We start from the raw sequence: 5,021 nt of genomic DNA, 5'->3' as shown, positions 1-5,021 counted from the left end.
CCACCCAGCCCGCCGCGATGGCGCTGATCTTCAGCGTCACCGCCTCGAACCGGCGCGTGCAGGCGATGGGCTGGTGGTCGATGACGACCGCGGGGGCGCCCGCACTCGGGCTCGTCGCGGGGGGGCCCCTGATCGAGTGGTTCGGCTGGCGGGTCGTGTTCCTCCTCCAGGGCGCCTTCGCGCTGGCCGCCTTCGTGCTCGCCGCCCTGGTGCTCCGCGAGACGTCCCGCAAGACGGTGCGCCTCGACGTGGCGGGGAGTGTCACGCTCGCGCTCGGCGTGAGCGGCCTGATGCTGGCGCTCGCCGAGCTCCGCGAGCTCGGGCTGCGCTCGGCCGCCGTGCTCGCGGCGGCCGCCACCGGCGCCGCCGGCCTCGTCGCGTTCCGCGCCGTCGAGGCGCGGGCCGCCGCCCCGCTCGTCCCGCTCGGCCTGCTCCGCGACCGCCGCTTCGTGGCGCCCACGATCTCGAGCGCCTTCATGAGCGCGTCCTACATAGGCACCTTCGTGATCGCGCCCTTCGCGCTCCACGGCGTCTTCGGCTTCACGCCCGCGGCGACGGCCTGGATCCTGGTCCTGCGCACGGCCTCCCTCACGCTCGGCTCGCCCTTCGGCGGTGCGCTCGGCATGCGGGTGGGCGAGCGCGCGGCCGCGGTCGTGGGCGCGCTCGTGATGACGGTGTCGATGGCCTTCCTGTGGTGGGGCGTCGGCGGCCGCTCGCTGCTCGCGGTGGGCGGCGGGCTCGTGCTCCAGGGGCTCGGCCACGGGCTCGGTCTGCCCGCGCTCACCTCCTCGGCCACCAGCGCCGCCGCCGACGAGGACATCGGCATCGCCTCGGCGGTGAACCGGCTCTTCGGCACGATCGGCGCCGCCTTCGGCATCACCCTGCTCTCGCTCCTGTGGGGCGGCGAGGGCTCGAGCGACGCCTTCGCGAGCGCCTTTGCGGCGGGCGGCGCGCTCTCGGCGCTCTCGCTGGCGGCGGCCTTCGGGATGCGGCGCTAGCCCCGCGCGGGAGAGGGGGTGCGAAGCCCCTGCACCATGTGCCAGAGCGCGAGGAGCATCACGCTCGTGGCGAAGGCGCCGATCAGGTAGGTCCCGAGCGCCGGGAAGCTCGACACCGTGAAGTTCCCCATCTCCGCGGTGCCCAGGATCGGGGGCATGAACGCCTCCATGGTGATCGCGGCCTTCGGGTCGAGGTCGTGCCCATAGCGGTAGAGCATGTACGCGAAGCGCCCGAGGCTGAAGGCCCCGAAGTAGCCGGTCAGCACGGCCAGGTCCACGAGCGAGCGGACGTCACCGACCACGGCCACCCGCAACGCCAGGAGCGCCAGCCCGCCGATCGCGAAGGGGATGAAGTCGAGGTCGGCGAAGTCCGCCGGGTCGAGCTTCTTCATGCCGACGTAGTGGTTGAGGGTGTTGATCTCGGGCAGGTCGACGCCCCGGTTGCCGCCTTCGATCGTGTAGGAGCGCACGAAGAGGTCGAGACCCTTCGGGTACTGGGGCGCCGTGAAGTGGATCTGCCAGAGCGGCACGAAGGCGCCGATCACGAGCGGCACGATGGCCGCCACCAGGATCCAACGTGTCCAGAAGAGCAGCGGGCTGCCCAGGAGCTCGTAGAAGCGATCCATCCGTGAACCCATCGTTCGTCCTCCTCGACTAGACCAGGTCGCCGCGTCGGAAGCGCGCCCAGCCGAACCACCAGGCGCCCGCGCCCACCGCGAGCGGCCAGGCGAGACCCAATCCGAGGAGCGCCGCGGCGCCCACCCGGTTCGCCAGGTAGAAGCCCACCGGCCCGAGCGTCGCGAGGCTCGGTTCGGCGGCCGAGAGCAGCGCGAGCCGCGCTGCCTGCACCGGGTTCGCCGCGGCGAGCGCGAAGACCGCGCGCGCCGGCAGGCGCCACTGGAGCAGGAGCGAGATGCCCGCGAAGTCGAGCAGCGCAACGCTCGCCGTCCAGAGCAGGAACACGAGCGTCATCGCGCGGGCCGGGTGGCGCACCACCACCGACACCGCGAGGCCCACGCCGACGTAGGCGACGAGCAGCGCGGCGCAGACGGCGATGGCGCGCCCGAGGAACGCCCACGAGACCGGCTGCCCGCGCAGGCCCGCGGCGACACCGAGCGCGACCATCACCAGGACCAGCGGCAGCACGAGCGCCACCAGGCGCACCGCGGTCACCCCCGCCAGGAAGGCGCCCCGCCCGATCGGGTGCGAGAGGAAGAGCTCGAGCGAGCCGTCGTCGCGGGCGCGGTTCACCACCTGCACCGTCGCGAGCAGTGCGAGCAGGGGAAGCAGGAGCACGAGGGCGTGGCTGAGCGAGAAGAGCACCCGCCCGATCCCCGTGAAGCCGAGCACGTTCGATTCGCGCAGGCCCACGAGCACGAAGGCCCCGGCCAGGCCGCCGTAGACCAGCAGGCAGAGCCACAGCCAGCGCGAGCGCAGCACCTCGCCGAGGTCGAGGCGCGCCACGGCGGCGAGCTCGCTGAGCCTCATCGCGCATCCGCGGCGCGCGCGCGCAGCTCGGCCCGCACGGCCTCGAGCGGGAACGAGCCAGGCGTTCCGGGATCGACCGCGCCGAAGCCGAAGTCCATCGGCGTCGGCGCCACGCGCACGAAGGCGACGCCGTCGCCGGGGAGCCAGCGGTCCTCGCGCAGGTGGTGGAACCAGAGCGCGTGGACGTGCCCGGGGCGGGCGTCGAGGCGCGCGAAGAGGCAGCCGGGGTCGTCGAAGCTCTCGACGCTCCCATCCCGGAGCTGGAGCTGCGCCGCGAAGCCCGGCTCGCTGATCAGCATCCGGCAGTGCGCGCAGGGCTCGCGGTCCCAGGCGATCGGCTGCGGTCCCTCGGGCGGGCCGCAGGCCGCGAGCAGGAGGAGGAGGGCGAGGGCCGCGCGCCCAGCCTGGATGCCGCCGGCGCGCTCAGGCATCGCGCGGCTCCCGCCCCGCGAGCTCGATCGTCTCGAGATCGCGCGCGTTCAGGTTGCGCAGCCGGGGCCCGAGCACGGCGGTGGCCTCGGCGAGGAGCGGCAGCTTGGCGGCGCTCTCGACGGTCCGATGCCAGGCGCCGCTGGCGCCGCGCCGGAAGCCGTGCCGGCCCAGCCACTCGGCCGCCTCGGCGCCCTCCGCCCAGAGGTCGAGCGCCGCGAGCCCGCTGCGCGCGAGGAAGGCGTCGGCGGGCCCGTCGTAGGCGACGCGGCCCTCGTGGAGCTGGAGCACCTGGCCGACCAGCGGGCGGATCTCGTCGAGGCGGTGCGAGCACAGGACCACGGTCGTCGCGGGCGGCAGCGCGTCGAAGAGCTCGAAGCAGCGCTCGCGCGCGCGGGCATCGAGGCTGCCGGTCGGCTCGTCGAGGATCAGGAGCGCGGCTTCGGCGGCGAGCGCGAGCGCGATCAGGAGCTTCTGCTTGGTGCCGCCCGAGAGCGAGCGGAACGGCCGGGGCGCGAGCGCCGGGAGGTCGAGGTCGAAGGCGCGCGCGCTCGCTTCGATCCGCTCGCGCGGCAGCGCGCGTACCCGGCCGATGGCCGCCAGCACCTCGCCGACCGGCGCGCCGAGCTGGGGCGCCGCCTGGGGCACGTACGCCATCCGGCGCGCCACGGCGACCCGTTCGGCGAAGGGCGAGCGGCCGTCGATCCGCACCCGCCCCGTGCAGCCCACGAGCCCCATCAGGATCCGGTTCAGGGTCGACTTGCCCGAGCCGTTGGGCCCGACGAGCGCCACCCGCCGGCCGGGCTCGACGTCGAAGGAGACGCCGGCCAGCGCCTCGACCGGCCCGAAGCGCTTGCGGGCATCGCGCACCTCAATGCGCACGCCCGTCCTCCCGGGCGAGCGGTCTCATGCGCGGCTGCGGGTCCACGAGCACGAGGCGCGGCTCGAGGAGCGGCACGATGCGCCCGATCGCCTCGGCGAGCGAGAGCGCCAGGGTGCCGCGATAGAAGGCCAGCTCGGGGTGCGCCGCCACCAGGTCGGCGGCGAGGCTGCGCAGCTCGTAGGGGACGTCGCCCGTCCCGTCGCCGTCGAGGTCGTAGCCGGCGTAGTCGTCGAAGCGGTTGCCGCGCCATTCGGCCGCGCGCGCGTCGCCGTGGCCGTCCACCTCGACCTGCGTGCGGCTGTCGAGGAACTCGTTCGCGACGAAGGCGTTGCCCGAGGCCCGCCCCAGGAAGGAGACCGCGACCTCGTTCAGGCGGAAGGAGTTGCCCTCGAAGCGATTGCGGTCGTCGGGCCAGAGCGGGCTCGTGTCGATGTAGAGCCCGACGGTGTTGCGCACGAACTGGTTCCCGATGGCGGTGACGTTGCCCGACTCCTTGAGCCCGAGCCCGATGCCGGCCGCACCGCCCGCGCCTGCGAACAGGTTGCCGTGCAGGGAGACCTGCCGGCTGTACATCACGAACAGCCCGGTGACGTTGTGCACGAAGCGGTTGCCCACGAGCTCGTTGTCGTGGCTGTACATGAGGTGCGCACCGTAGCGCCCGCCCTCGATGGTGTTGTCGCTCACCCGGTTGCGCGAGGCGTACCAGAGCACCATGTCGCGCCCGTCGTGGACCTGGTTGTCCGCGACGACGCAGTCGTAGGACTCCCAGAGGCGGATCCCGTCGCCGCGCAGGCCGAGGGATCGGGTGGGATCGCCGCGCACCTCGTTCGCCAGCACGCGGGCGTGCTCGGCCTTCTCGACCAGGATCCCGAAGGTGGCGTTGCGGATCGCGACGCCCTCGACGCGCGCCCCGAGGCCCGCCACGTGGACCGCCGCGTCGAGCAGGTCGAAGCGCCCGCCGCTGCCGTCGATCGTGACGCCGAGCAGCGCCGGGCCCTGGCCGATGAGACGCACCGTCGTCCCCTCCCCCGTGCTCCGGATCACGGCGTCACGCGGCCCCCAGACGGTGACCCCGTCGAGGCGCAAGGGCCCCGTGTAGGCGCCGGGTGCCAGACACAGCCGCTCGCCCGGGCTCGCGGCCGCCAGCAGGCCGGCGAGATCCGCTCCGGCCGCGACCTCGCGGCAGTCGGCCGGCCGTGGCGGCGCGGCTCCGAGGAGCAGCG

At 74.2% G+C, this 5,021-nt stretch carries 6 protein-coding genes; 1 reads left to right on the top strand and 5 read right to left on the bottom strand.

What is annotated here, in order from left to right; translation table 11 throughout:
• On the top strand, positions 1 to 998 hold a 998-nt coding region (locus OZ948_19800; protein ID MEB2346963.1), incomplete at its 5' end, for an MFS transporter.
• Here the strand turns inward: OZ948_19800 and OZ948_19795 are convergent.
• The 5 genes from OZ948_19795 to nosD all read right to left on the bottom strand — a co-directional run.
• Complete coding sequence (locus OZ948_19795) at positions 995 to 1,636, bottom strand: hypothetical protein (GenBank protein MEB2346962.1); 642 nt, start codon at positions 1,634 to 1,636, stop codon at positions 995 to 997. The genes OZ948_19800 and OZ948_19795 overlap by 4 nt on opposite strands.
• Before the next feature lie 16 nt (positions 1,637 to 1,652).
• Entirely contained in the window at positions 1,653 to 2,486 is an 834-nt protein-coding gene (locus OZ948_19790; protein ID MEB2346961.1) for an ABC transporter permease subunit, read from the bottom strand.
• Positions 2,483 to 2,917, bottom strand: coding sequence for a hypothetical protein (locus tag OZ948_19785; GenBank protein MEB2346960.1), 435 nt, complete (start codon positions 2,915 to 2,917; stop codon positions 2,483 to 2,485). Before OZ948_19785 ends, OZ948_19790 begins: the two co-directional genes overlap by 4 nt.
• The gene (locus tag OZ948_19780) at positions 2,910 to 3,797 is read right to left on the bottom strand and encodes an ATP-binding cassette domain-containing protein (protein ID MEB2346959.1); all 888 of its coding nucleotides are present in this window, start codon (positions 3,795 to 3,797) and stop codon (positions 2,910 to 2,912) included. The genes OZ948_19785 and OZ948_19780 overlap by 8 nt, the downstream gene beginning before the upstream one ends.
• Positions 3,787 to 5,021, bottom strand: a 1,235-nt coding sequence (gene nosD / locus OZ948_19775; protein ID MEB2346958.1) for a nitrous oxide reductase family maturation protein NosD, incomplete at its 5' end; no start/stop codon positions are given. The genes OZ948_19780 and nosD, both read right to left, overlap by 11 nt.

Source organism: Deltaproteobacteria bacterium (assembly GCA_035063765.1).
Classification (GTDB): Bacteria; Myxococcota_A; UBA9160; order UBA9160; family PR03; genus CAADGG01.
This window is presented reverse-complemented; position numbering and strand designations above follow the sequence as displayed.

What these genes read in the sequence shown, in the direction of transcription:
- OZ948_19795 (MEB2346962.1), bottom strand. Translation starts at nt 1,636, where the DNA reads ATGGGTTCACGGATGGATCGCTTCTACGAGCTCCTGGGCAGCCCGCTG.
- OZ948_19790 (MEB2346961.1), bottom strand. Translation starts at nt 2,486, where the DNA reads ATGAGGCTCAGCGAGCTCGCCGCCGTGGCGCGCCTCGACCTCGGCGAG.
- OZ948_19785 (MEB2346960.1), bottom strand. Translation starts at nt 2,917, where the DNA reads ATGCCTGAGCGCGCCGGCGGCATCCAGGCTGGGCGCGCGGCCCTCGCC.